The sequence below is a fragment of the Propioniciclava soli genome (assembly GCF_038502305.1).
In the GTDB taxonomy this organism is placed as follows: Bacteria; Actinomycetota; Actinomycetes; order Propionibacteriales; family Propionibacteriaceae; genus Propioniciclava; species Propioniciclava soli.
Map to the genome: position 1 here is coordinate 3,659,280 of NZ_CP115965.1, position 22,956 is coordinate 3,682,235.

The following is a 22,956-nucleotide window of genomic DNA, read 5'->3' on the forward strand; positions in this document are numbered from 1 at the left end:
TCAACCCTTCGGGACCGGAACGAACACGTACACGCCCAACACATCGGGTGGGCTCTCGGCCCGCACGCCCAACCCGCGCACCACCGCACCGGATGCCGCGCGCACCCGCCGGTGCGAGGCCCGGAGCTTCTCGGCGAGCGCCTGCCCGTGGTCGTCCAGATGCGACTGCACCTGCGCCAGTTGGCCCAGCGCCGACGTGAGGTACTGGCCGGGGTTGCTGACGTTCCCCGACGGCGGGGCGTCGAGCAAGGCGCTGACCTCGTCGGGCTCCAGCCACGACAGGACGCCGTCGCGGGAGGTGAAGCCGAGGGTGGCGGCGTCCTCGGCCACGGCCGTCCGCTCTCCCGCGCGTGACGGCAGGGTGAGGTGGAACCGGTAGCGGACGAGCAGCAGCGTGGTGCGCGTGTCGACCGCCGCCGTCCGGACGACCGCGCAGCGGCGGGCGGGCCGGACGGAGGCGGGCAGGCTCGGGTCGAGCGCCGACTCGAGCACGTAGGAGGCGATCGCTTCGACGGCGGCGTCCGTGCGGTGCAGCACGTTCTCGCCCTTGGCGACCGGGAAGTCGCTCAGGAAAGTGAGTTGGCTCTCCCGGCCCGGTGGGAGGGCGTCCAGCAGGCCGCCGGGCAGCGGGCCGGTGGACGCGGTGAAGCCGCGCTGGGTCCTCTTGAGGGTGGCCTTGAGAGCTGTGAGCGCCTGCTCGGTGAAGGCGCGAACCTCGGCGTGGGTGCCCAGGTTGGCGCGGATCTCGGCGACCTCGTCGGCCACCTCGTCCGGGTGGATGGCACGCTGGGCGAACTTGGTGCGGGAAGCCTTCTCGCGCTCGGCGGCGGACTTCCACTCCTTGTCGAGCTCGACGGCCTTCGGGTCGTACTCGAAGTCGAGGGTGTCCTGGCGGTGATCGCTCCCCCTCAGGATCAAGCCCTCCATCAGAGCCTCCAACACAGCATCGCTGTTGTCCGGCACTGGCACCGACACCCCTGTCGCCTTCCGGATCGCCTCGTGCTTGCGGAGTAGGACGTCGAGGACGATGCCGTCGATCCGGTTGTCCTGGCCGTACAAGGTGACCGCACGGACGACGTCGCGCTGCTGGCCGAACCGGTCGACACGGCCCTCCCGCTGCTCGTGCCGGGTCGGGTTCCACGCCAGGTCGTAGTGGACGACGGCCTGGAACTGGTCCTGCAGGTTGACGCCTTCGGACAGGCAGTCGGTGGCCACGAGCACGACCGGGCCGTCGGCGTCCGCCAGTTCGGCGATGCGGGCCACCCGTTCCAAGGGCGGCAGCATGCCGGTGACGCACGCGACGGTCGTGCCCTTGCCGAGCTTCTGGGTGAGGTGTTCGGCGACGTACTCGGCGGTGTCGATGAACCGGCAGAAAACGATCGGCGCGCAGGCGTCGGCGAGCAGCCCCTTCACTTGCGCGGTGATGGCGTCGAGCTTGCGGTCGCCGGCGCCTTCGAGCGCCTTGGCGCGTTGGAGGAAGCCGCGCAGCTTGCGCTGCTGGGGGGTGCCCAACGCCGCGGAGGCGTCAGCGCCCGGCGCGACGTCGACCGATTCGAGGGCCTCGTCATCGGCCAGGTCGAGGACGGCCGAGCGGCCGAGGGCGTCGGCCTCGGCAGCGTCCTCGCCGCCCAAGGCGGCAGAGCGCGTGGCCAGCGTCTGGGCGGCGGCCCGCGGCGAGGATGCCAGCGCGCGCAGCAGGGCGAGCGCCGACCACCAGTTGATGCGTTGCTCGCGGGCGCCGTTCGCTGTGCTCACGGTCTCGCGGGCGTAGGCGATCACGTCGTCGAACAGGTCGCGGTAGGCGGGCGACAGCTTGTACGCCACTTCCTTGGACTGCCGGTCGGACGGAAACGGGGTCTCCTCATCCAGGAACTGGCGGATGTCGGCACGGCGCCGCTGCACCAGATGCCGCGCCAGCAGCTCGCGGCCCTTGGTCTGGTCGAGGTCGAGGTCGTGCAGCACCGGGTCGAGCAGGCCGATCAGGTTGCGGAACGCCTCATCCTTGCCGCTGTGCGGGGTGGCGGTGACGAGCAGTAGGTGCCGGGAGGCGTCCTTGGCCAGCTCGCGGACCAGTTCGTAGCGCTGTGTGCGGGCCTTGCCGCCGAGCCCGCCGTCCGCCACGCAGGTGTGGGCCTCGTCCACGATGACCAGGTCGGGGCAGGTGCGCAGGAACTCGTTGCGTCGCCGGTCGGACTTGATGAAGTCGGTCGACACGACCGTGATCGGGAACCGCTCGAAGATGGACTCGTCCCCGATGCACTGGCGTTCAAGCCGGCGGACGGTGCTGGGCAGAACCAGCTCGGCCTCCAGGCCGAACTTGGCGCGCAGCTCGCTAGCCCACTGTTCGGCGAGGGCCGGGCTGCACAGGACCGCCAGCCTGCGGGCGTCCCCGATGGTCAGCAGTTCGGCGGCGATGAGGGACGCCTCGATGGTCTTGCCGATGCCGACGTCGTCGGCGATGAGCAGGCGGACGGTGTCCTGCCGCAGCGCCATCAGCAGGGGTACGAGCTGGTAGGCGCGCGGTTCGACAGCGATCCCGGCCAGCGACCGGAACGGGCCGGCACTGGATCGGAAACCGATCTGCAGGGCGCTGCGCAGCAGGCGGGCGCTCTCGTGGTCGCCCAATTCGTCGGCGGTGGGCGGCGGGAAGGACGCCGTCGTCACGGGCTCGATGGCCGGCAGCACGCCGGCGATGTCGTCGTCGGTGCCGCCCAGGGGACGCAGGACGAGGAAGTCGTCGGAACTGTCCGGCAGCACGACCCACTCGCGGCCCCGCGCCGCCACCAGACTCCCCACCGCAAAGGTCGTCACACCCGCCGTCCTTCCCCGAACACGTCCGCGCGCTCGCGGAGCTTGGCCAGCCAATCCTCATCGTGCGTGAACCGGACGAGGGAATACCCCGCGTCCAGAAGGCGCTCCTCCACCGCGGCGTCCTCGGCGGTCTTGTCCGACCGGTCGTGGACCGGACCGTCGATGAACACCGCCACCCCCGCCTCGGAGTACAGGAAGTCCGGCCGGCAACGCGCGGAATCCAGCAGCGGCTGCGCGGCATCCGGCAACCGGAAGTCGCCCGCCATCAGCACCTGCAGCCAGTCGCGCTCCAGATCAGTGTCGCAGGCGGCCAGCAGCTCGTCAGCGTGCTCGCCGCGCGGCAGCTCGGACGCCGACACGCTCGTCTGGGCGCTGGTGAACCGCAGCAGCAGGTCGCGCATCAGGTGACGGTCGATCGCGGTGTGCTCGAACTGGTTGCCGTAGGACAGCAGGCAGTCGTAGCACGCCTTCTCACAGCGCTCGCTGCCCGCCTCGGACGTGCTGCGGTCCTCGCCGGTGTCCGGATCGAAGTGGGCGATCTCCAGGGCGGTGCGGGCAGCCAGCGCGAGCGCGTTCGACTCCGCCTGCAGGCGACGCAGGACGCCGGCTCCCCCTTCGGCGGACTCGGTGAACAGCATCCGGCCGCGGTGCTGGTCATCGGGCAGCGACTCGGTGGCCAACTCGGAGTCCTCCAACTGGAACGCCGCTTCGATGCCTCGCTCGAGTGCGTAGCGCAGGGTGGTGGCGACCTCGTCGGGGACGGAATTCGCCAGCCGCAGGACGAGGATGTTGCGGTTGTCCCGCACGTACGGGATCACCCGGACGCAGTTCGCCTCATCCGGGTCGGAATCACCGTCGTCGGCCTCGGCGTCGGCGCCGGCCTTGTCGGACAGCCACTGGCCCTTTACCGGGTCAAGGTAGAAGCCGACCTCGGTCGCGTCCTTGCGACGGCGACGCCCGCGGTTGGTGACCCGCACCTCGGCCGAGTCGCCGTAGGCCAGGTCGGCCAGCGGTGCGCCGTCGGCCAGCACCTCGGCACTGAGCTTGCCCGAGCGGGCACCGTGCTGGCTGAACCGGTAGGACGTCTGCAACTCGAAGCCGGCGCGGCGTCGCTCCTCCTCATCCGACGAGATCCGCTCCCGGCGACGGGTGTAGACGGTGGTCAACTGCATGAGGCCGTACGTGGTGGCGCCGAGTTCCTCGCCGCAGTTCTCGCACACATCCAGACCTGCGCGCCGGTCGTGGTGGTACCCGCACGCCTCGCAGCGGCGGGCCTCGGAGGTGTCCACGCTCGCCTGCCCCGACTGCGCCAGCGGCACCTGGACGCGGTTCACCTCATAGCGGGCGCCCTCGTGGTAGATCAGCGCACCCGGGCCGAACTCGGAGACCGCCAAGCAACGCGGACGCTGGATGTAGTCGCCGCCGTCACGCGAACCCACCCCTCCCCGGACCGCCGGGATGTAGGCGGCCAGCGGCAGCCTCGGGAAGCTGTAGCCGGGCAGGAAGCCCTCCGACGCGAAGTACCGGTAGGTGTAGAAGTCGGAGTGGCCCGACTCGTCGTCCTCGTTGCGGAGCAGCCGCAACTGGTTCTCCGCCTCGCGGCGGCGGGTGGTCGCGGCCTGGCGAGCGCGTGGAGATAGGTGGCTCTCCAGGACGATCCGGTTCTGGGCGTCCTGGTCGGCCAGCGCAGCCAGGTAGAGGCGGCGCCACCGGTCGCACGACTCGTCCAAGGTGCGCGGCGCGGCACGGACGACGTCGGCGACCCAGTCGTCCTGCCACCAGGCCGTGGCCCTGAGTTCGGGAAGCATCGGCTCGATGATCGCCTGCGCGTGCCGGGTGGCCCGCCGGATGGCGTCCGGGTCAGCGAACGCGCGCTCCTTCTCCGGCTTCATCACCAGCGACGGGGCCAGACCCTCGGCGTCCAGCAGGTCGGTCATCCGCGAGCCCAGCTTCTCGCCGGTCTCGGCAAGCCAGACCGCCTGGACGTGGCTTCGCAAGAGCGCTTCGTTCGCCAGGTCGAGCCGGGGGGCGGCGACCGAGCCGGCGACCATGTGCTGGGACCGTCGGAAGTAGTACTGGTCGTGGGAGTTGCCCGTCGCGCAGTACGTGAGCACCAGGGCCGGCTGCCCTGACCGGCCCGCCCGTCCCGAGCGTTGCGCGTAGTTCGCTGGCGTCGGCGGGACGTTGCGCAGGCCCACCGCGTTCAGGCTCGAGATGTCGACGCCCAGCTCCATCGTCGGCGAGCAGTACAGCAGCGGCAGCGTGCCCTTCCGGAAGGCGCGTTCGCGCTCCTCACGCTCCGTGGGACCCACCTGGGCGGTGTGCTCCCGAGCCGACAGACCGCGGAGTTCGCGGGCCACCCCCTGATACAGGGTGCGGAAGAAGGCATTGACTCGGCCGCCGGTGTCGGCGTCCACCGTCTTGCGGATCGGGTCGGCGGCTGCGCTCGTGCCGTTCCCGGCGGACCAGACCAACGCGGACGCCTTCAGCCGGTAGCCGCGGCGTCCGAAGCTACCGTCGGCCTCGGTGAGGAGACCGGCTCGGGTAAGCACGCCGAGGATGTCCTGGATGATGCGCTGCGCATCGTCGGCGACGAGCTTGCCGGCATGGCCGGGGAATTGGTTCGGGCGGGACAGGTAGCGTCCCAGCGCGGAGCGGCCGGTCAGGTGCAGGTCGTTGCGGCCCCTGCCCGGCTGGCTGGTGAACGCGTACACGATGCCGACCGGGGCAACCATCTCGTTGGCAGGCACAGCCCACACGCCCGTGAGCTCCTGAGACGACTGACGCTTGACCCGCTCGAAGCCGAGTTCGGTCAGACAGTCGACGTCGACGGCGAGCACCTTCCGGAACTCGTCCAGGACGATCCGGCACAACTCCTCGCGATGCCCGTCCCGCGCATCCCGCAGCGGCTCCAAGGCGCTCGACCACAGCGACTGGTCGGCGGCGATCTCCGGCAGTGACTCGTAGCCCACGTGAAGCAGGCCGGTCTGCTCGAGGTTCGGCATGGTGATCCGCCAGCCGCGCTGCAGGTCGAGGTACAGCCGGTACTCCACCAGATCGCGCAGTGCCCGCTGAGTGCGCGTCTTGGCCGAGTACACGGCGTCCGGCGCGGCGGCGTAGTCGGCGAACTCCAGGCCCAGGGCGTCCACGACCTTGGCGGCGACACCCTCGTGGGTCAGACCCCGGGGAGCCGCCTTCATGGCGGCGTAGAGGGCCCCGCGGAGCTGGGCAACCTGCACGAAGTCGTTCAGGTGGCCAGCCTGCAGGCTGGCGTCCTGCCGGTTGTCGACGAAGGTCAGCAGCTTGCGAGCCTCGGCCGGAAGCTCGGATTCAGGGACCTCACGCAGGGCGCGCACCAGGCTCGTCGACAGCACCGAGACCGCCGAACTGCGGCCCTCTGCGTCCAGGGTGATCAGCTTGGAGAAGTCGCGGCCGCGAGTCTGCTCGTAGCTGACCTGGCAGGACAGGCAGAACGTGAACGGTGACGGGATGAACGCCGCCGGCGTCCCGCCCACGTCCACGCGATGGCCGGCCGTGTCGACCCGTACCCGCTGCGGCAGGTAGCGCACCCTGTTGGCCAGCGGCAGGTTGTCGGGACCCACCCACGAGTCGGGCAGGCGGCCCTCGGCGATCGGGTCGGCCGGCCACGGGAACTGCGTGGACAGGTAGAGGTAGCCATCGACCGCATCGCCCGCGGTGATGTCGCGGGACGCGCGCGGGGCGTAGGTGGTCTCGCCCTGCTTGGTGATTGCCTTGACGACGGCGTACTCCTGGCCACACTCGCGGCAGAACGCCAGCGGGAACAGCAGCTTCTCCGGGGCCGACGGGACGGCGACCTGGTACTTCGAGGTGATGAACCGGTCCTGCTCCGGCTCCAGGGACACGTGCAGCGTGTCGCCCTTCGACAGGAACTGGTGCAGCCGAAACGCGAACAGGGGGCGTCCGGTCTCGGGATGCCGGACCCGCGAGCCCTTCAGGAGGGCCTTCTGAATCGCATCGTGGCAGTCCTGCACCGGAAGGCCCGTCACCTCGGACAAGGCAGGGGCGGCATGCTCCCGCAGGCGGCGGGGCACCTGCCGGATCAGCAGGCCCGTCGCCTCTTCGGTGGCCAGGCCAAACGTCGTCTCGATCCACGACGCCAACGGGGACGCCGCGAGCCCGGTGTAGTCGTCGGGCAGGTATCCGGACCTGACCGCTTGGGGCAGGGCTGCGACGTCCGCGCCAGCGCCTGCTGCCGTGGCCCGGGTGAGGGTCTCCCCGATCACATGCTTTGGAATCACGGTCGCCCCGAAGATGCGGGTGGCCACCTCGGCGACCGTGCGCTTCTGGTCGAGCGTCGACCCGTCGCTCGACATGGTGGCCGAGGTGCCCACGCACTGCAGGTGCGGCGACGAGCACGCCTCCCGGACGCGGCGCACCAGCATCGCCACGTCGGCGCCTTGGCGTCCGCGGTAGGTGTGCAGCTCGTCCAAGACGAGGAACTGCAACCCCTTCGCGGCCTTCACCAACCGGGCGCGCTCCTCAGGACGCGTCAGCACCAACTCGAGCATGACGTAGTTCGTCAACAGAATGTCCGGCGGATTCGCCAAGATCCGGTCGCGTTCCTCGCCCCGCTCCTGACCTGTGTAGCGGGCGAACGTGACAGGTTCGCGCCCATCACCGTAACCATTGCGCAGGAACTTCTCGAGTTCGCCGCGTTGCGAGTTGGCCAGCGCGTTCATCGGATACACGATCATCGCCTTCACCCCCGGCGTCCGGGGCTGCCGCAAGACGTGATCCACGATCGGGACGATGTACGCCAACGACTTGCCCGAACCTGTGCCTGTGGTGAGCACGTAGCTCTGGCCGGAACGCGCGACCTCGATGGCCTCACGCTGGTGGCGGTGCAGGGTGAAAGGTGCACTACCAAGGTCATCCACGTGCTGCTTCACCCGGAAGATACGGTCGCATTCGGGATGGAGGAGGCCCTCGCGCACCAGATCGTCGATCCGGCCGCCAGTCTCGAACGCGGGATTCAGCGAGATCCACGGCTCCGGCCACTGACGATCCCCATCGAGTTCGCGTTGGTAATGCTCCTTCAGCCGGGCGTCCTTGATGTCGATGGATGCCGTGGTGAAGGAGCGGTAGTCGTCGATGACCTTGTCGCGCACACTGAAGACATCCACTGAGCCAAACCCCCTTTGGTTCTTGGCACTCTATCCGGAGCGATGGGGGGATACCGGTGGCTCGCTGGCAGCCAGTCAACGGGGCTGGCCGAAAGCCGGCCACCTGGATTCGCGTCGATGCAATGACGGTGACAAGCGTGCCGAGACGTATTCGTTCCAAGCCGAACGCGAGCGAGGCAGCACGTAGCTCAGCGCAATGAACGCGAAGATGATGATCGCCGACGGCCAGCGTCCAGCCTGGGTCTCGAGGATCACGGCGATGGAGCCGACAACGAGTCGGATCCGCCAGGCGAACTGGACCAGTGGGATCCAAGCGAGGCGCCGTCCGATGCCGTGGGCGAGGCCGCGGACGAGGTCCCAAGGGATGGTCCAGAACGTCCAGAGCAGGTCGAAGCGGGTGTGGCCGTGGCGGAGACATCCGAAGCCCTGGGCGATCATCGCGGCGACCTGATGGGCGGCCACCTGGTTGGTGCAGTACGCGGCGACGACGTCCTTGCGGAGGAGGACGTGGCAGCGTCCCGCGGTGCTGACGGGCGGGCCGTGGCTGACGATCCGCAGCCGGACGCCGTCGGCGTCCAACTGGTGGGTGGCGATCCGCCACGCCGCGGCCAGCCGCTGCGCCTCGGCGGGAGTGGCACGGCGGGCCCGATACAACACCCGAACGGTGAGATCCTCGCCGAGCCCGACCGCGAGCACCACGGCGAAGATCAAGCCTCCGACCGTGAGCACGAAGCCGGCGCCCGGCGGAAGCAGGGCGATGATAACCAACCACAGCAAGCTGGCGATGATCAGCTCGGGGACCACGACAGCGGCCTTGAGCAGCAGCCCCCAACAGCGGCTGCGCGCGGGCCTTGTCGTGATCGGGTCGCTCATCGCGGGTCGTCCTCGCCGTCGAAGAGGGTGGGATCCCCCTCGTCTTCGTCGTGGTAGCCCTGCTCGCTGATGGCAGCCTGCGCGGCTTCGAGGAGTTCGCCGAGTTCGGCGGCCTTCCGGAGGGCTTGGTTGAGCAGGAGGGTGGCCTCGAGGACCGAGTCGGCCGGGTCCCGAGCGTCGTAGACCCGGTACACCTCTAGCGACTTCTGGAGTCCGCGTGTCATCTGGGCCAAGGCCTGCGGCAGGAGGTGGCCGACGCCCTTGAGTTCGCCGAGGACGCGGTAGAGCGTGGGCGCCGGGATGGGGCCGTGGCCGGTCAGGTGGTTGATGGCTCGGATGGACTCGCGGGCCACCTCGGGCCAGCCGGCCACGTACTCACCCTGGTCGTCGTAGCCGACCAGGCAGCGGCCGTCGTGGATCAGGTTCTCGACGTTGGTGATGACGGTCATGACCGGTCTCCTTCGGGCTGGAGGTTGGCGAGCCGTGCGGCTTCCTTGGTGGTGGTCTGACCGTCGGTCCAGGTGACGATGTCGGCGATGGTGAGTCCCTCGGTGATCATCGACCGGATCGCGGCGCCGGCCTGCTGCTCGAGGGCGTCCCGCTCGCGCAGGGCGACGATCAGGGCAAGGGCTGCGGCGTCCAGACGCTTGTCTCGCTCAGCAGCGTTGGCCCGCCGCTTCGCCTGGGCGGCGATCGCAGCTCGCCGCGCCACGCGGCGGATTGACTGCCCGCTCGTCTTGGTGTCTGTCATGTGATCCCTCCTGGCGTGGTGGTCCTCTCACCCTCCAGAAGTAGTTCAAGGCGCCCTTCACGGACACCAAACCGCGACCTAGTCAGTCCCTCCGTGTTGCATGGTCGCCGGGGTGAGCAGGCTGCTGTCGACCAGCTGGAGGCTCGCCTGCCGGGGGCGTCCGAGACGGCGACCTTGCCCCACCACTTCCCGTCCCCGCCGCGCACCCACGCGACCAGAAGTCCGGCCTGGCGTCCCGAAACCGTCTTCACCCACACGTGACGGGCAGGATCCACGGGCTGATCGTCCGGGACGCCGCGCGTCATGGCCGCCACGCGGTCGCCGAGGGTCCCGAACTCGGAGTGGATCCTGGACGACACGTGCTCCAAGGTAGGCACGCACGCTGACATTCAACGCTCGGCCGCTCGCAGGCGTGCCCCTGTCCGTCAGGACGACGCGGCATTCTTGGACCGCGGGAACGCTTCGTGGAGCTGCCACTGAAGCTCGGCGATCCGGTCAGCGGCGAGCGGTCCGGGCGCGGTCAGGAGTTTGGAGAGCTTCTTCGGCCACAGCACGCCCACGTCCCGGACCATGAAGTCACCACCGAAGACTGGCCAGTCGGCGTCGATGAAGCACAATATGCCCCGCACGGGTATGTCCGGCTGGTCGGCCAGGGCAGCACGGACGAGCCCCACCTGCTTGTCGACGCCGTCGACCAGCTTCGTCCGGTCTCGACCGCCGACCATCAACAGCTCAACGCGGGGACGCAGGATGCCGCCCTCGACCCTAAGTTCGGGCCGGCGATCCACGTACCGCTTGCTGTCCACCACGAACACCCCCGACGGGCAGATGACCAGGTGGTCGATGTTCGCCTTCGTCCTGGGGATCCTCCGGTCGTGCAGCACGCGCAGTTCAGGGCCGGCGACCCGCTCCAACATGCCGCCCAGCGCCTCCTCGCCATGAGCACCGCTCGACCAGGCCCGCGTCGATTGCGGGTCGTCGAACACGGCGAGCAGGAACTTGCCGATCACCGGATGGTTGGCCTGCACCCGCTCCTGTCTGGCGTCGTGCCGCCGCCGGAACTCGTGGGCCGCAGACGCACCGGCCACCCCGTCTACCACGCCCAGAGCCTGCTCGGCCGCAGCCGCAGCCGGAGGTTCATCGACGAGCGGCGGTTCCGGTGGGGCCGACACGACAGGAGGAACATCAGGCACCGCGGCCGTCGGAGGATCCGACTCCGCCAGGAGGACTCCCGAGGGAGCAGGGGCCATAGCGTGGTCTGCCGGCGCGCTGGACTGCTCCGCCCGCCAGCGCGAGACTGCGTCAGCCAGGGCGGAGTGCAGATCCGGCGTCGCGGGGTGGGCCTCATCAGTGACGAGATCCCACCAACCCACGTCGGCCCCGCTCTCGTCGTCCTTCACATAGAGCCGGTCCTTGCCGTATCGCCGCCAGCGGGTCACCACCATGCCTCGCCAGCCTGCCAGTCCCCGCCGCCGCTCTCGAATCCCGAAGGCCCTGGCCCGGCGCCACCCTCGCCGGCCATGTCCCTCCCGATTGTCCCGACGTCCTCATGTGGCACACACCTGGGAGTGGACGCGCCCTGGCGCGGCTTCCAGTGGAACTTGACGAGGCTGGTCTCGCCCGCGTCGTTGATGAGCCGGAAGGTGTGGACGCCGAAGCCCTCCATCATCCGGTACGACAGCGGCACGGCCCGGTCCGACATGCTCCGCCACGTGCGCCTGCGCCTCCGTGTGCAGCGACACGAAGTCCCAGAAGGTGTCGTGGGCGCTCTGCGCCTGCGGGATCTCCCGGTCGGGCTCGGGCTTCACCGCATGGACGATGTCGGGGAACTTGATGCCCTCTTGGATGAAGAACACCGGGATGTTGTTGCCCACGAGGTCGTAGTTGCCCTCGGAGGTGTAGAACTTCGTCGCGAAGCCTCGGGTGTCGCGGACCGTGTCCGACGACCCGCGGAAGCCCTGCACGGTGGAGAACCGCACGAACGTCGGCGTCTCGACGCCCTTCTTCAGGAAGGCCGCGCGGCAGATCTTGGTCGCCCGTCCGTTGGCGACGAACACGCCGTGGGCGCCCGTGCCGCGGGCGTGCACGACCCGCTCCGGGATGCGCTCGTGGTCGAAGTGGGTGATCTTCTCGCGGAGGTGGTGGTCCTGCAGGAGAACGGGCCCGCGGCGACCCGCCTTGAGGGCGTGGTCGGTGGTGCGCAGCCGCGCCCCCTGGGCCGTCGTCAGGTACTCGCCCTGCTGGGCCATGGCCTCGGGCGGCGCGCCCGTGGGGGCACCGGTGGGCGTCACCGTGGCCGGGCCCTGTTGGGACGCCTTGGGCGGCGGCGGAGCCACCGGGGCCGTGGGCTCGTCCAGAGAGGGGTCCTCCACGCCGGGGCCGGGAGGCCGGGGCGGGGGTGGCGCCATGTCCGCGGCGGGGGTCTTCTTCTTGGCTGGCGACATGCGGTTCTCCTTTGCTCGGGCTGGTCCCACTCCGGTCAACGGTCAGCTGTCACCCTTGGCCTCCGCCAGCGCCTCCTTGTTGGCGCCGGCGTCCGCGATCTGGGTGAGCAGGTCGTCGGTCTCGGACTCCTCGGTGAGGGTCTGCTCGAGCAGGCTCGCGGCCTCCTCCATGCCCAGCATCTTCGCCCAGCGGCGCAGGGTGCCGTAGCGGGTGATCTCGTAGTGCTCCACGGCTTGGGCGGCCGCGATCAGGCCGGCGTCCAGCGCGGCGGTGTCGGCGTAGTCCTCGGCGACCGAGTCACCCTCCTTGAGGATGCCGTCGATCGCCTCGCACTTCTTCCCGCGGGGCGTGAGGTCGATCATCCCGAACACCTTCTCCAGGCGCTCGATTTGCCCCTCCGTCTGCTTCAGGTGCGTGCGGAAGGCCTGCTTGACCTCCTCGGCGTGGGCCGCCCGCTCCATCTTCGGCAGGGACTTCAGGACCTGCTTCTCGGCGTAGTAAACGTCGCGCAGCGTGTCCTTGAAGAGATCGTTGAGACCCTTGTCCGCCATGGTTCCTCCTCGGCTCGTGGTGGCTGTGGCGTCCCAGTCTTGCGGGGACGCCGCGCACCACGCCTCACCCGTGGGGGTACCTCCGAGGGGGCCCCGCCGGGGGCCCCACCGTGGGGGCCGCCTCGGCCCGGCGGCTCAGTCGCGCGGGTTCCGACGGGCGATCTCCGCGGTCAGGATCGTCGCGAAGGAGCACCAGGCCGCATAGGGCGCCAGGGCGATCGCACGGCTCCGTCCGGTCGCGCCGGCCCTCCGCGTGAGGTCGATCGCGCTCGCGGCCAGCAGCGCCGCGACCACGGTGGCAGGGCGCAGCCGGTGCGCCCGGAAGAACGCCCAACTCCAGCCCTGGTTCAGCAGGAGGTTGACCACCAGGGCTGCCTGGAAGTCCCGGGCGCGGCGTTGATCGCCGGCGTCGTGCAGGTTCTTGATCGCGGCCGCCGACGTGACCGCGATGTCGGTGTAGAGGGCCGTCCAGACGATCGGGAAGAGCCACCCGGGGGGTTGCCAACGCGGCTTGTCGAGCCCCGAGTACCACGCGGACTTCGGATCGGTGGCCAGCGAGCCGGACACGGCGCACGCGGCCGTCAGCGCCCCCGTCATGGCCAGCGGTGTGGTCTTCAGGTCCGTCGTGTTCATTGGAGGTTCCTCCCCTGGGTCGATCGTGGGTGCTACCTCCCCAACCTAGGACCTCGCCGCATCCGGAATGCCGGCGCGGCGAAAATCACGGGATCCTGGCCGACATGGGCCGCAGGCCGGCCGCCCCTCGGGGCGACCGGCCTGCGGTGCTGCGTCCGGCAACGGGCCTCAGCCGGCCACCGGCGCCTCCTCGTGCGCGGACACAGCCGCTGCCTCCCCCACCTGGCGGTCGGGAGCCTCCGCCGGGAGGGCCCTGCGGCCCGCGGTCCCGGGGCGGCGCGGCCACCAGAAGGCGTCCCCCAGCAGGATCGCGATGGCCGGGACGAGCACGGTGCGCACGAGCAGGGTGTCGAGCAGCACACCGACGCCGATGATCACACCGATCTGGGCCAGCACCACCAGCGGGAGCACACCGAGCACCGCGAACACCGCCGCGAGCAGGATGCCCGCGCTCGTGATGACCCCGCCGGTGGCCGTCAGCGCCCGGAGCATGCCCCGCTTGCTGCCGTACCGCAGGCCCTCCTCCCGCGCCCGGGTGACCAGGAAGATGTTGTAGTCGATGCCCAGCGCCACCAGGAACAGGAAGGTGAGCAGGGGCACGCTGGAGTCGAGCCGCTCGAAGCCGAGGACCTCGACGAACAGCACCCAGGAGGCCCCGAGGGCCGCCGCGTAGGTCCCGACCACCGTGGCCACCAGGACCAGCGGGGCGACCACCGAGCGGAGTAGGACGAACAGGACGCCCAGCACCAGGGCCAGGATGAGCGGGATGATCGTGCGCTGGTCCTGGGCCGAGCCGTCCAGGCTGTCCACCGCCTGGGCCTCGGTGCCGCCCACGACGGTCATGTCCAGGCCCTCGAAGGCCGTGCGCAGGTCACGGATGGTCTGGCGCGCCTCGTCGCTGCCCGGCTCCGGCTCCAGCACGACCCGGACCTGGGTGAGCTCGTCCGCGGCGTCACCCACGGTGGCGGAGGCCACGCCCGGGACGGCCTCGGCCAGCTCCACGACCCTGGCGGGGTCGTCCTCGGTGATCACGAGGGCGGGGTCGGACTCGCCGGCGGGGAAGGACTCGCCGAGGCGGTCGAGCGCGACGATGGCCTCGGGCTTGCGCAGGAACTGGTCGGACGGGCCCAGCCCGGTCTCGATGCGGAACAGGCCCGCGCCCATGACGGCGATCAGCGCCAGGCTGGCTGCGATGAACGCGGCGGGGCGCTTCGCCACCTGGTTGCCGACCCGCGCCCACACCGACCGGTCGCTGTCGACGAGGGCGGCCTGCCCCACGCGGGGGATCAGCGGCCAGAACACCCAGCGGTTGACGAGCACGAGCACCGCGGGGAGGACGACGAGGGCGTAGCCGGCGGCGATGACGATGCCGACGGCGCTGGCGAGACCGAGGCCGCGCGTCGCGGGGAACACCGACAACAGGAGGGTCAGGACGCCCAGGACCACCGTGGAGGCGCTGGTGACGACGGCCTCACCCGCGTGGCGGAGCGCGCGGCGCATCGCCAGGAACCGGTCCTCCGTGGCGCGCAGTTCGTCGCGGTAGCGGGAGATGATCAGGAGGGCGTAGTTCGTGCCCGCACCGAAGACGAGCACCGAGAGGATGCCGATGGTGGACTCGTCCCACGGCACGCCGGCCAGGCGCAGGGTGTGCGTCGCGACGATGGCGGCCAGGCGGTCGGCGAGACCGACGACCAGCAGCGGGATGATCCAGAGGATGGGGCTGCGGTAGGTCAGCAGGAGGAGCAGGGCCACGACCGCGGCGGTCGCGGCGAGCAGCCGGAAGTTGGCGCCGTCGAAGACCGCACCCAGGTCGGCGCGGATGCCCGCGGGCCCGGTCACCTGCACGGTGACGCCCTCGGCCGCCTCGTCCACCAGCTCGGCGCGCAGTGTGGCGATGGCGTCGCGGTTCTCGGCGCCGTCGGCGGCGTCGATGGCGATCGTGCCGAAGGCGGCGGTCCCGTCCTCGCTGACCAGCGGCAGCGGGGGGATGCCGGCCGGCGGGCCGGCAGCGCCCGTGTCCACCCCGGCGGGCGGACCGGCGGCACCCGCGTCCACCCCGGCGGGCGGACCGGCGGCACCCGCGTCCACCCCGGCGGGCGGACCCCCGGCACCGGCGAACGCGTCGTCGGGCAACCGCTCGAAGAGGGACTCGCGGGCCGCGGCCAGCTGCTCCTCGGTCAGGGCCTCCCCGTCGGTGGAGGTCCAGAGGATGAGGGCCGTGCCGTCACCCTCCTGGGGGAAGCGCTCGGCCAGCTCGACGACGCGCGTGCTGTCGTAGCCCTGGGCCAGGGAATCGGTGGGCGAGGCGTCCCGCTCGGCCTCGGGCAGGAAACCGACGACGAGACCTCCCAACAGGAGGAAGAAGAGGGCGACGATCCACGATCGGCCGCGGCCGATGTAGAGGGAGGGCAGGGACATGGTGGACTCCTGGGGAGACGAGGTTGGAGGGATCGGGAGGGAACGGGAATCGTGCGTGCGGGGCCGTCTCACCGGTCCGCCTCTTGGGCGGCCAGCGTCGCGGCGTGGTCGGTGAGGTGGGTGGCCATGACTTGGAGGAACTCCGTCACGAGCTGGGCGTCCTCCGGACGCAGGGCCTTGACCCAGGCGTCGGTGGCGCCCATGAGGGGGCGCATGATCTCGACGATCTTCTGCCAGGCCAGGGGGGTCGGCTCGATGGTGACCAGGCGGCGGTCGGTCTCGGCCCGGTTCCGCTGGGCGTAGCCGGCCCGCTCGAGCCGGTCGACGATGGCGCTCGTCGTGGCCGCCGTGGTGCCCAGCGCCGCGCCCAGACCGGTCATCGTGACCGTCTCCTGGTGGGACAGCTGCTGCAGCGCCGACAGGGCGCGGTAGTCGGTGGCGTTCAGCCCCAGCAGCCGGGCGAGCTCGCGCTCGAGGACGTTCGACTGGGCGATGACGGCCTGCAACGCGAAGGTGGCGGGGTGGTACGCGTGGGACATCGGGAGCCTCTCTGACGGTAACAAGAGGACAGTGTATCAATCTTGTTTGATTATCAACCCTCTTTGAAGGTTGAATCCCGAACCGCTTGGATACTGCGGATCGGGGCTTTGAACAGAGTTGACTCCCCCACGCTCAGCTATAAGATTGAGTCAACCACGCTCAACCAGGGCGCCTGATGCGAAAGGACTACTCATGGCCATGTTCGACCCGTTCCGCGAGATGGACCGCCTCCTGGGCGACGTCACCCGCACGCCCGCCTCGGTCGCGATGCCCATGGACCTGTACCGCTCCGGTGACACGTTCGTCGCGCACATCGACCTGCCTGGCGTCGAGCCGGGCAGCATCGACATCGACATGGACGGCGCGACGGTCACGATCCGCGCCGAGCGCACGCCGTCGGTCGATGAGGACACCCAGTGGCTGACGCGCGAACGGGCCGTGGGCACGTTCGCCCGCCAGCTCACGCTCGGCCGAGGGCTCGCCACAGACCAGATCAGTGCCGACTACAGCGACGGCGTCCTGACGCTGACCATCCCGGTGGCCGAGGCCGCCAAGCCGCGCAAGATCGCGGTGCAGCACTCCACCCGGGATGTGCCGGGTGAGATCACCGAGGGTGCCACCGAGGAGCAGCCCGCCTGACCGGCACCGTCTGCGAGGTGGTCCCGCGCGTGGGCCGGCCGGAGCGCCTCGGCGCCGCCCGGCCGGCCCTCGTCGGTGGGCCCTACTCCCGGAACTTCAGCACCTCCGTCACGGGCACCGTCCTGGTGTCACGAGCCGTGGCCACGCGCACCACGGCATAGGCGCCCAGCGCGAGCCCGGCCATCAGCGCCACATCAGCCGGGGTGACCAGGAACGGGATGCCGATCGGCAGGTGGGCCGTCATCAGCCGCCAGACCTCGCCCATGATGGCCACCGACGCCGGGACGGCGATGGCGACGCTCGCCGCCACCAGCCATAGATAGTTGTCGAGGTAGAGCCTGCCCACCTCACGATCGCTGTAGCCCAGCGCCTTCAGCAGCGAGATCGAGTACCACTGACGGGCCACCACCAGGCGGACGAGCACGTAGAGCACCACCACCATGATCAACATGGACGACCACGAGACGAGCGCCACGATCCGCGACAGAAGGGCGTTGAACTTCTCCACGCCACCGAGCATCTCCTCGCGCGTGCTGTGGCTGACCAGCCGGTCGGGGTCGATGTCCAGGGGGCGGTCGGAGAACACGGCGTTGTAGTAGGGCACGACGCCGTCGCCGTCGTCGTCCGCGCCCGGGCGGGCGCCAACCATCGACCGCGCCGCGAGCAGGACCGCCGGATCCACCAACGCCCGAGCGTGTTCCGGGGTCGTGAACCCGAACGCCGAGGTGGTGTAGTCGGAGACGCCCACGACGTCGAAGGCCCACGAGAGCTCCCCATCGTGGAGCGTGAGGGTGTCGCCTGCTCCCAGCCGGTACTTGTGGGCCGCGGCCCGCGAGATCACCAGCTCCTGCGCACCCAGGGCGTCCACGTCCACCGCGAAGTAGGGATTGTCGGCGGGCACGCCGAGCACGGTCAGCGACTCCCCCGGCAGCCCGTCCGCCCCGACCACCCGCAGGGGGACGGCCACGGCCTCGTGCCCTGCGGGCGGAACGGCAGCCAGGTCGGGGAACCGCAGGGTGTAGAAGTCGTGGAAGAGGAGTTCGTCCTCGGCGCGGGTCAGGTAGGTGTCCATCGAGCTTCGCATCCCGAGCCCGAAGACCAGCAGGAGGATGCACAGGAACGTGCCCGCGGCGATGAGGAGGTAGCTGCCGGGGGTGCGGAGCGCCTGCCGCAACCGGAACATGCTCACGAAGGGCAGCCGGTCCAGGCGCACCGGCAGGCCCGGCCCGCCGGCCGGCTGGGGACGCAACAGCTCCTGCGTGGGGCGGCCCAGCGCGGCCCGGATCACGACGGCGTTGACCGCCGTCACCAGGGTCACGGGTGTCACGATGCTCAGCAGCGCGACCAGCGGGGTGGGTTCGACCGGGGCCGCGGGGAACGAGTAGTAGTCGGTGACCAGTCCGAGGAAGGGGGCCAGCGCCCGGCCCAGCAGGAGCCCCAGCAGCGAGCCGGCGAGCGTGACGGCCAGCGGCAGGACCAGGTAGTGGGCCAGCAGGGCGCGCTCGCTGGTGCCGTGGGCCGACTGGGTGCCGATGACAACGGAGTCGCGGACGATCCGGTCCCGGGAGAACTCGGCGAGGACATAGGCGACGAGCAGCAGGACGAGGACGGTCGTGACCAGGGTGACGGCCATCGTGGTGCGGGCGTCCGAGATGGCGCCGTTGATGCGCGGGTTGTCGTCGGCCGGCAGGAACAGCGACACCGCCGGGTAGCTGACGGGCAGGCCGGCAGCGCGGGCGGCGTCCGTGGCCACGGCCACGTAGGGGTTGGTCGCCCTCGCCGGATCCAGGGTCGCCTCGCCCAGGAGGCGGCGCACCTGCTCGTGGGTGGCGCCTTCGAGGGCGTAGCCGTACACCCACGAGACGGCACGCGGGTGGGCGGCCGCCACCTCCTCGAAGGCGTCCGGAGCCACCATCACCAGCGCGAACAGCTCGGGGTCGCCGGACTGGCCCACGTGGGGGGTGACCGAGGCGTAGTCGGGAAGGCTGCCGATCCCGGTGATCCGCAGGGTCCGGCCGTCCACCGCCAGGGTGTCACCCACGCCCAGGCCGTGCACCCGGGCGTGCAGTTTCTCGACCATGCCCTCGTCGTCGGCCGAGGGCAGGACGCCGGCGTCCAGCGTGGGACGGCTCAACGCCTGGTCCGCGCGGAGCACGCGCACGGTCGTGTCGGTGCCCGCGGTCCGCCCCGGGACGTTGACGAACGGCGTCGGGACGATGCGCGCCCCCAGCGCCTCCACGTCGGCGACCTGCTGCTCCGTCAGCGGGATCTCGGTGACGACCATGCCGTCGGCGAGCTGTCCCTCGCGCGCGCCGCGTTCCAGCGCGCCCAGCGTGGCGGACGCCGAGGTCAGGAGCACGGCTATCGCGGTCCAGCGCGCCCACGTGGCGCGGAAGCCGCGCCACTGGCGGCGGAGGCCGAGGGCCACGGCGTCCCTGTTCACCAGTCGAGGTCCCGGGCCGCGAGCGGATGGGGGTTGAGCCGGTCGCGGACGATGCGCCCGTCGCGCAGTTCGATGACCTGGTCAGCGAGGGCCGTGATGGCCTCGTTGTGCGTGACCATGACGAGGGTGGCGCCGTACCGCCGGTGGACGTCGTCCAGGACCTCGAGCATCTGCTGGGAGGTGTGCCGGTCCAGCGCCCCGGTGGGCTCGTCGGCGAGCAGGAGGTCGGAGCCCTTGACCAGGGCCCGGGCGATCGCGCACCGCTGCTGCTGGCCGCCCGAGAGCTGCGCGGGGAACTTGTGCCGGTGCTGGGTCAGGCCCAGGTGCTCGAGGTGCTGAAGGCGACCGGCGACGACCTGGACTGGTTCTACCTCAGCCCGCCGGCCGAGTTCGGCGCCTGGGTTCCCAGCACCGAGACCGGCGAGTACCGCACGAGCGACGATGTCCTGCTCCGCAGCCCCGATGGCAGCTCGCAGATCTCGGCGGCCGACCTGGCCCTGGCGGTCCTCGACGAGATCGATCAGCCCAGGCACCCCCGGCGCCGCTTCCACGTCGCCCACTGACCCGGCACGCCCACGGGACCACCTGCGTGACGCCGCACTCGCGCTGGGGACGCTTGACATCTGGGTCAACCACGCCGGCACCGCGGGCGTGTACGGGCCCACGTCGTCCACCCCGATAGAGGACTTCACCAGGTCGTCCGCACCGACATCCTCGGCACCTTTCACGGCTCGCGCGTGCCACTGCCGGTCTTCCTGGCCCAAGGCCAGGGCGACCTCGTCAGCGCGTCCGGACGCGACCGTCCGTCGTGCATTCGCGTGGCGTTTCGGTGCCTGACGTCAAAGACTGGGGCGCATGCTCTCCTCTCGATCCACCCAGAACGCCAGATGCCAGTTACACCGGAAATCGGACATACCCGCCCGACTCCTGGCTGTCGAGTTCGAGGTGAGAGCAAGAGCATGGGTGAGAGGTGCGGTGCGCCCCGGATTGTCAGACCGGGGTTGGAGGCTGTCGTCGGTAGGGTGGTCTTCGGGAGGGTGATGTGACGATCGAGCTGGCTGGCGATTCCGCCGAGATCCGGAAGGCGCGTGGCGCGTTCTTCACTCCGCCCGAGGTGACCCGGTTCCTGTGCGCGTGGGCGATCACGTCGCCGGGAGATCGGGTGCTGGAGCCGAGTTGTGGTGACGGCGCGTTCCTGGCGGCGGCGGCCGAGCGGCTGCGTGAGTTGGGTGGCCGAGCTCCATTGCAGGCCCACGAGTTGCACGAGGAGTCGGCTGCGGACGCGCGCGCGCTGTTGGCGTCGGCCGGCTATCCGGGTCGGGTGGTGGTGGGCGACTTCCTCGCCACCCCACCGGGGCCGTCGTTCGACGCGGTAGTTGGCAATCCCCCCTACATCCGCTACCAGGGGTTCACCGGCGAGGCGCGGGCGACGGGACTGGCGGCCGCGCTGGCCCAGGGCGTCCGGCTGAGCCGGCTGGCGAGCTCGTGGGCGCCGTTCGTGGTGCACGCGGCGGGCTTCCTTTCAGCGCAGGGGCGGTTGGCGTTGGTGGTGCCGGCGGAGTTGCTGGCCGCAAACTACGCCGCCGAGGTGCGTGACTTCCTGTTGCAGCGGTTCGCCCGGGTGAGGGTGGTGCTGATAGGGGGTCAGGTGTTCCCCGGCGTCCAGACCGAGGCGATGCTGCTCCTCGCGGAGGGTTCGGGTGGCACGGACCGGGTCGAGTTCGCGTCGGTCGCCCACGCCGCCGGCCTCGACGCGCTGCTGGTCAACACCGGGGCGTTTGAGTCCGTCCTGGAGGTCCGGGCGGGTGAGCGGTGGACAACCGCCCTGGTGTCTGCGGAGGCCACCCACGAGCTGTCGCGGCTGGCGGAGGCGGGTTGGCTGTCGCCGCTGTCGCACTGGGGGCGGATCAGCCTGGGCGCGGTCACGGGAAACAACCGGTACTTCACACTCAGCCCGGCCCAGGCCGCCCAGTGGGGCTTGACCGCTTCGGAGCTAGTGCCAATCTCGCCAGCGGGGTCCTCCCATTTGCGAGCGCTGCGCCTCACCCGCGCGGGCCATGCGGTGTTGGGGCAGGCAGGGAAGAGGACCTTGTTGTTCCGCCCCGGCGACGAGCCGTCAGCGGACGCGCGCGCGTACCTGGCGCACGGTGAGGCGTTGGGGGTGACGAAGGCGTACAAGTGCCGGGTGCGGACGCCGTGGTGGCGGACGCCTTTGCCGGCACCGCCGGACGTGTTCTTCACCTACATGAACGAGGCGACCCCGCAGCTGGCGGCGAACCCGTCCGGGTTGCACTACCTGAACTCGGTCCACGGGCTCTACCTGACCGAAGGAGCGTCCGGCCTGGCAGAGCTGGTCTCGTTGGCGGCGTTGAACAGCGCCACCGGGTTGAGCGCCGAGGTCACAGGTCGCGCCTACGGGGGTGGCGTGTTGAAGATGGAGCCGCGCGAGGCTGCGCGGCTGCTGGTCCCGTCGATCAACAAGGTCCGGGCCCACGAGCAAGAACTGTCCGATCTGCTGCCCGTCGCCCGACGGCTGCTACGGGCCGGACGTCTCGAGGCGGCCCGCGACCTGGTCGACGATGTACTCCTCACCGCCCGCGCCGGCCTGACCCCAGCGGGGTTGGCGTCGCTCCGGGAGGCGCAGGCCGCCTTGCGGCAGCGGCGTCGGCAGCGGGCAAAGAGCCGCACCACCCGCCGGGAGGCGGAATGAGCAGCCTCCGCGGCAACGCGTGGGCGTGGTTCGACCAGATTGTGGCCACCTCTCCCCTGCGGGCGGCGAACCCGTGGGTACGTGAGGACGACGGCGGCGTCCGGTTTGAACCGGACTACGACACCCTGCGCCTGCTGTTGGGGGTTCCGGCGTTGTTGCAGGCGACCAGCCAGTCCGGCGTCCCCGCGCTGGCGTTGGACGTCTGGGTGTCCTACGAACTGCGGCGTGCCGGTTTCGATCCGGACCGGGTTTGGCCGCGTCCGGTGGCCCCGCGGGTCCTGCCCCGGGAGGTCATCGATTTCGTAGCCGCCCTGCCTGCCAGGCAACGAGCCGAGCTGACCGAGCGGATCAGCGTGCGCGGCACCGGTGGCGCCCCGTCCGCGAACATCTTGGGCAAGAACTACGTCAAGCAGGTCGATGTGGTGATGAGTTCGTGGGCGACCGGTCCGGAGTTGATGATCTCGACCAAGAGGATGGATTCCTCCTTCGGGAAGAACGCCGCCAACCGGGTCGAGGAGAGCTTCGGCGACGCGATGAACCTCCGCTCCCGCCACCCGGAAGCAGCGGTCGGGTTCCTGTACGGCCTGGGCGCCAGCGCCCTGGACACCGAACCCGAAACCGCCCGCTGGCTGATCGACCTGCTCGGCAAACTGGGGCGGGAGTCGGACGCCTACGACGCCGTGGGGCTGATCATCCCGCACGTGCCCACGGCCCCGGACGCCACCTCGGAGGAGGATCCGGCCGGTCCGCTGGAGGCGGGCGCCACCGAGGGGCTGGTCGCGAACCCGGCCGACGGAGCCACCGAAGACGACCTGGACCTGGGCCTGCTGCCCGCCGTCGCCCTGCACCGGGGCGCGGTCCCTGGGGAACTCGATCCGGGCCGGTTCTTCGCGAAGATGTGCACCCTGGTTCTCGATCGGACGCCGATCAACTTCCACCGCGAGGCGCGGGCGCGGCGACGCTCCGCGTGACCCGAC

General features: G+C 70.5%; 15 protein-coding genes and 2 pseudogenes. 3 read left to right on the top strand and 14 right to left on the bottom strand.

What is annotated here, in order from left to right:
* From PCC79_RS16550 to PCC79_RS16600, 11 genes and pseudogenes are all read right to left on the bottom strand, one after another.
* Positions 1 to 2,811, bottom strand: a complete 2,811-nt coding sequence (locus PCC79_RS16550) for a helicase-related protein (RefSeq protein ID WP_342372513.1) — start codon at positions 2,809 to 2,811, stop codon at positions 1 to 3.
* The gene (locus PCC79_RS16555; RefSeq protein ID WP_342372514.1) at positions 2,808 to 7,976 is read right to left on the bottom strand and encodes a DEAD/DEAH box helicase; all 5,169 of its coding nucleotides are present in this window, start codon (positions 7,974 to 7,976) and stop codon (positions 2,808 to 2,810) included. The genes PCC79_RS16550 and PCC79_RS16555 overlap by 4 nt, the downstream gene beginning before the upstream one ends.
* Before the next feature lie 75 nt (positions 7,977 to 8,051).
* On the bottom strand, positions 8,052 to 8,849 hold the full coding sequence (locus PCC79_RS16560; protein ID WP_342372515.1) for a hypothetical protein: 798 nt from the start codon (positions 8,847 to 8,849) through the stop codon (positions 8,052 to 8,054).
* Positions 8,846 to 9,298 carry a hypothetical protein gene (locus PCC79_RS16565; protein WP_342372516.1) on the bottom strand — a complete coding sequence of 151 codons (453 nt, stop codon included), beginning with the start codon at positions 9,296 to 9,298 and terminating at the stop codon, positions 8,846 to 8,848. Before PCC79_RS16565 ends, PCC79_RS16560 begins: the two co-directional genes overlap by 4 nt.
* Positions 9,295 to 9,600 (bottom strand): hypothetical protein, encoded by a 306-nt coding sequence (locus PCC79_RS16570; protein ID WP_342372517.1) that lies wholly within the window; start codon positions 9,598 to 9,600, stop codon positions 9,295 to 9,297. Before PCC79_RS16570 ends, PCC79_RS16565 begins: the two co-directional genes overlap by 4 nt.
* A gap of 425 nt (positions 9,601 to 10,025) precedes the next feature.
* Positions 10,026 to 11,045: a nuclease-related domain-containing protein gene (locus PCC79_RS16575; RefSeq protein ID WP_342372518.1), complete on the bottom strand. Its 1,020-nt coding sequence runs from the start codon at positions 11,043 to 11,045 to the stop codon at positions 10,026 to 10,028.
* Positions 11,036 to 12,044 (bottom strand): annotated as a pseudogene (locus tag PCC79_RS16580) (catalase). Before PCC79_RS16580 ends, PCC79_RS16575 begins: the two are co-directional and overlap by 10 nt.
* 42 nt (positions 12,045 to 12,086) lie before the next feature.
* Positions 12,087 to 12,596, bottom strand: a complete 510-nt coding sequence (locus PCC79_RS16585) for a ferritin-like domain-containing protein (RefSeq protein WP_342372519.1) — start codon at positions 12,594 to 12,596, stop codon at positions 12,087 to 12,089.
* Between the two features lie 135 nt (positions 12,597 to 12,731).
* The gene (locus PCC79_RS16590) at positions 12,732 to 13,229 is read right to left on the bottom strand and encodes a TspO/MBR family protein (protein WP_342372520.1); all 498 of its coding nucleotides are present in this window, start codon (positions 13,227 to 13,229) and stop codon (positions 12,732 to 12,734) included.
* Between the two features lie 168 nt (positions 13,230 to 13,397).
* Positions 13,398 to 15,647 carry an MMPL family transporter gene (locus tag PCC79_RS16595; protein ID WP_342372521.1) on the bottom strand — a complete coding sequence of 750 codons (2,250 nt, stop codon included), beginning with the start codon at positions 15,645 to 15,647 and terminating at the stop codon, positions 13,398 to 13,400.
* A gap of 68 nt (positions 15,648 to 15,715) precedes the next feature.
* Entirely contained in the window at positions 15,716 to 16,186 is a 471-nt protein-coding gene (locus PCC79_RS16600) for a MarR family winged helix-turn-helix transcriptional regulator (RefSeq protein WP_342372522.1), read from the bottom strand.
* A 193-nt stretch (positions 16,187 to 16,379) separates the two neighbouring features.
* Between PCC79_RS16600 and PCC79_RS16605 the strand changes: the two genes are divergently transcribed.
* Positions 16,380 to 16,826 carry an Hsp20/alpha crystallin family protein gene (locus PCC79_RS16605; RefSeq protein ID WP_425325645.1) on the top strand — a complete coding sequence of 149 codons (447 nt, stop codon included), beginning with the start codon at positions 16,380 to 16,382 and terminating at the stop codon, positions 16,824 to 16,826.
* A gap of 82 nt (positions 16,827 to 16,908) precedes the next feature.
* Here PCC79_RS16605 and PCC79_RS16610 read toward each other — a convergent pair whose 3' ends face one another.
* From PCC79_RS16610 to PCC79_RS17455, 3 genes and pseudogenes are all read right to left on the bottom strand, one after another.
* The gene (locus tag PCC79_RS16610; protein WP_342372523.1) at positions 16,909 to 19,269 is read right to left on the bottom strand and encodes an ABC transporter permease; all 2,361 of its coding nucleotides are present in this window, start codon (positions 19,267 to 19,269) and stop codon (positions 16,909 to 16,911) included.
* A complete protein-coding gene (locus tag PCC79_RS16615) occupies positions 19,266 to 19,439 on the bottom strand; it encodes a hypothetical protein (protein ID WP_342372524.1) in 174 nt (57 codons plus the stop codon). Before PCC79_RS16615 ends, PCC79_RS16610 begins: the two co-directional genes overlap by 4 nt.
* Before the next feature lie 90 nt (positions 19,440 to 19,529).
* Positions 19,530 to 19,892 (bottom strand): annotated as a pseudogene (locus tag PCC79_RS17455) (hypothetical protein); the annotation flags it as partial.
* 419 nt (positions 19,893 to 20,311) lie between these two features.
* On the opposite strand from PCC79_RS17455, the gene PCC79_RS16625 reads away from it, so the two are divergent.
* Both PCC79_RS16625 and PCC79_RS16630 read left to right on the top strand, forming a co-directional pair.
* On the top strand, positions 20,312 to 21,979 hold the full coding sequence (locus tag PCC79_RS16625; RefSeq protein WP_342372526.1) for an HsdM family class I SAM-dependent methyltransferase: 1,668 nt from the start codon (positions 20,312 to 20,314) through the stop codon (positions 21,977 to 21,979).
* Positions 21,976 to 22,950 carry a hypothetical protein gene (locus PCC79_RS16630; RefSeq protein WP_342372527.1) on the top strand — a complete coding sequence of 325 codons (975 nt, stop codon included), beginning with the start codon at positions 21,976 to 21,978 and terminating at the stop codon, positions 22,948 to 22,950. Before PCC79_RS16625 ends, PCC79_RS16630 begins: the two co-directional genes overlap by 4 nt.
* The last annotated feature ends 6 nt before the right edge of the window (positions 22,951 to 22,956 follow it).

Excerpts from the sequence above, each read along its gene's own strand:
- PCC79_RS16560 (WP_342372515.1), bottom strand. The coding sequence starts at position 8,849 with ATGAGCGACCCGATCACGACAAGGCCCGCGCGCAGCCGCTGTTGGGGG.
- PCC79_RS16565 (WP_342372516.1), bottom strand. The coding sequence starts at position 9,298 with ATGACCGTCATCACCAACGTCGAGAACCTGATCCACGACGGCCGCTGC.
- PCC79_RS16570 (WP_342372517.1), bottom strand. The coding sequence starts at position 9,600 with ATGACAGACACCAAGACGAGCGGGCAGTCAATCCGCCGCGTGGCGCGG.
- PCC79_RS16575 (WP_342372518.1), bottom strand. The coding sequence starts at position 11,045 with ATGGTGGTGACCCGCTGGCGGCGATACGGCAAGGACCGGCTCTATGTG.
- PCC79_RS16585 (WP_342372519.1), bottom strand. The coding sequence starts at position 12,596 with ATGGCGGACAAGGGTCTCAACGATCTCTTCAAGGACACGCTGCGCGAC.
- PCC79_RS16590 (WP_342372520.1), bottom strand. The coding sequence starts at position 13,229 with ATGAACACGACGGACCTGAAGACCACACCGCTGGCCATGACGGGGGCG.
- PCC79_RS16595 (WP_342372521.1), bottom strand. The coding sequence starts at position 15,647 with ATGTCCCTGCCCTCCCTCTACATCGGCCGCGGCCGATCGTGGATCGTC.
- PCC79_RS16600 (WP_342372522.1), bottom strand. The coding sequence starts at position 16,186 with ATGTCCCACGCGTACCACCCCGCCACCTTCGCGTTGCAGGCCGTCATC.
- PCC79_RS16605 (WP_425325645.1), top strand. The coding sequence starts at position 16,380 with ATGGCCATGTTCGACCCGTTCCGCGAGATGGACCGCCTCCTGGGCGAC.
- PCC79_RS16615 (WP_342372524.1), bottom strand. The coding sequence starts at position 19,439 with ATGCTCGAGGTCCTGGACGACGTCCACCGGCGGTACGGCGCCACCCTC.
- PCC79_RS16630 (WP_342372527.1), top strand. The coding sequence starts at position 21,976 with ATGAGCAGCCTCCGCGGCAACGCGTGGGCGTGGTTCGACCAGATTGTG.